2 protein-coding genes and 1 tRNA gene are annotated in these 2,955 nt (G+C 60.3%); all 3 read left to right on the forward strand.

Translation table 11 applies throughout. The features are described 5' to 3' along the window. On the forward strand, positions 1–1,397 hold a 1,397-nt coding region (locus EN925_RS30415), incomplete at its 5' end, for an acyltransferase family protein (RefSeq protein WP_164894486.1). Positions 1,398–1,478: 81 nt separating this feature from the next. Next, positions 1,479–1,552 (forward strand) — tRNA-Gly (locus tag EN925_RS30420). Positions 1,553–2,059: 507 nt separating this feature from the next. Beyond that, positions 2,060–2,947 (forward strand): sce7726 family protein, encoded by an 888-nt coding sequence (locus EN925_RS30425; protein ID WP_206519234.1) that lies wholly within the window; start codon positions 2,060–2,062, stop codon positions 2,945–2,947. Positions 2,948–2,955: the final 8 nt, after the last annotated feature.

The following is a 2,955-nucleotide window of genomic DNA, read 5'->3' on the forward strand; positions in this document are numbered from 1 at the left end:
GCTTTGCCCTGGCATCCATAGCAACCTCGCTGGCACCGACGGCAGGCTTCTATCTCTTGCCGACGCGCATATGGGAGCTGGCGCTGGGCGCCATGCTGATGTTGCGGAAGCCTCCGGTCCCAGCCGGTCGGCTGGCGGTGGAACTGATCGGCCTCGCCGGCTTTGCCCTGATTGCGTTTGGCTTTGTGATGATTTCGGACAGCGATCCGTTTCCCGGCTACAATGCCCTATTCCCCTGCATCGGAACAGCACTGCTGATCTATGCTGGCCAGGATAACGCCGACAGGCCGGCACCTGTCGCCACTCGCGTGCTTCGGTTGGCGCCGCTGGTCTGGGTCGGCCTGATTTCCTATTCGCTTTACCTCGTCCATTGGCCGATCAACTCGTTCGTCCATTATCTCTCGCTGAAGACCGTCGGTGTGCCAACGATTGTCGCGATGACGGTGGCCAGTTTCGCCTTGGCGGCATTCTCCTGGAAATATGTCGAGCAGCCCTTCCGCCAGAAACGAGCCTATACCGCACCGCTGCCTATCTTCGCTTTTTCGGCGACGGCCATCGCGCTGCTGTGCGCCGGTGGTTTGGCCGGTGCACTGGGCAACGGTTTCCCGCAACGGTTCCCGGACTTCTCGACCGAACGTATCCGGGTCGGCGACTGGCGCAACGGCATCTGCTTCAACGAAAACGGGACCCGCATCGAAGACTGGAATCTCGCCGACTGCACCCGTACAACGGGCTTTGCCACCGATGTGCTGCTGTGGGGCGATTCTTTCGCTGCCCATTATGTATCGGGACTTGAGCCCAACGCCCAGAAAATCCAGGCCAATGTCATCCAATACACCTATGCCGGCTGTCCGCCCGACCTGACCTATTTTTCCTATGCTCGGCCCGCCTGCACCCGCTTCAACGAACGGGCCTTGTCGATCATTCGCGACGCAAACATCCAGGCGGTGATCCTGAGCGGCCGATGGACCGACTACCAGGCCAGGGGCTTCGCCGGCCTGCAGAAGACGATCGACCGGCTTCGCGAGATGGGGGTCAAGGTCTATACCGTCGGCCAGTCTCCGGAATTCATCGCCGACGTCCAGAAGATCGCTTTCTTGGTGAAGCGGGAGCATGCCGGAACCACATCCTGGCCTATGGCTATGGATCCGGGCATCAACGCACGGGTTCTGCCGTTCACCAAAGGGGCCGATTTCATAGATCCGCTGACGTATCTGTGCGACTCGGCCGGTTGTTCATACGCCGACGCCAAGACCAATGAATTTCTCTACTTCGACTATGGCCACTTCTCTTCCGCCGGCGCGACGCTGGCCATCTCGAAATACTGGCCAAGTTTCGCCACCAGCGACAAGGCCGCGAAGGCAAACCGGCAATTCACGGCCGCAGGCGCGCCGTGATCCGCAGCACGACGGCGTCGTGCCGAAACGGACCGCTTTGCGATTGCCCGAAGGCCAACCCTCATGCTAACGAGGGCGCACGCGGGTATGATGTAATGGTAGCTTGTCAGCTTCCCAAGCTGAACGCGAGGGTTCGATTCCCTCTACCCGCTCCAGTATATGGCGCAAGGGTTTGCGCCTGATTGGGAGATGGCTGAAAATAAGGGGTTTTACAGGCGGTTTTACAGAATCGCTTCCGGATTGGTTCCAAGGCCGTTCGCTTTCCAGGCGAAGCCGAGCCCATGGTGAGCAGACCGAGCCATGGGAGCGTTTTCGACCTGAGGGGGCGATCAATGTGACGCCATTGGTGGCCGCGTCCTCTAACCAGCAGCGACCCAGTAGGGCGAATTGTGCCGGTTATGCAATGACCGATATGGGGCCGACAGCGGACTGGCGGCTTTTCGGCGAACCGATGCCAAAGCGGACGCCGAGTGTCCGAACAGTGCGCTTTTTGACGCCGAAATCGGCGACGGCAGCCTTTATGCAACTCTATCAAGCGATCCGAGGACCGGTTTGGCGCAATCCTAAGGCTGGGTGGCCGTTGAACATTATGCGATTCCCCTTGCCGCGGGACTAAGCTAAGCTGACCAGCCACAGTCTTAGTCTGGGCGTCGGGGAAAAATGTGACCATCGGTATCTCAGAACTTTCAGCGCTGACGCGCCTCTTTTCTTCGGCCGTATTCCAGGAATTCGCACGGAAGGGCCGCTCTGCGTTGTTTCGGCGTCTGATCGATCAGACCCGCGTCGCTGGACGTTGCGCCGCCGATGCGACGGTCGGGGACGCGTTCGACGCTGCGTTCTCGATTCTCGGAATCGCTGGACTGCGCGATGAATACGTCTACCGGGCGGCGCTGACCCATAAGATACTGATGGGCAAACATTCGTTGCGCACAGCCTCGATGCTCAACGAGTTTCGCGCCGGATCTTGCAAGGCGGATCTTGTCATCCTCAACGGAACGTCGACCGCCTACGAGATCAAATCCGAACGGGATTCCCTCGGGCGCCTGATCAACCAAGTCGAAAATTACAAACGCGTGTTTGCATCGGTGAACGTCGTAGTCGGCGAACGCTATGTCGATGGCGTCCAGTTGGTCCTTCCCGAGGACGTCGGCATACTTTGCTTGTCCCACCGCTACCGCATCGCGACGGTGCGCGACGCAGTAGACTGCCCCGAGCGTATCTGCCCAGTTACGGTGTTCGAATCGCTTCGCTCGGCGGAAGCCGCGGCAGTCCTGAAGGCGCTCGGCATAGCCGTCCCGGTCGTCCCGAATACACAGCGCCACGCCGCGATGCGGGAGCTGTTCTCGCATCTCGACCCTGTGGCACTTCATGGCGAAATGGTGCGGACGTTAAAGCGCACACGTGACCTCGCGCCTTTGGCCAGCCTCGTCGACCAGCTACCGCGCTCGCTCCACGCCGCTGCCCTGTCGATACCGGTCCGCCGCGCAGACCATGGCCGCATCGTGCAAGCGATTGCGACGCCGCTCGACGCGTCCACGGCCTGGGCCTAACGCATGTA

This window comes from Mesorhizobium sp. M7A.F.Ca.US.006.04.2.1, assembly GCF_004022915.1.
Lineage (GTDB): Bacteria > Pseudomonadota > Alphaproteobacteria > Rhizobiales > Rhizobiaceae > Mesorhizobium > Mesorhizobium ciceri.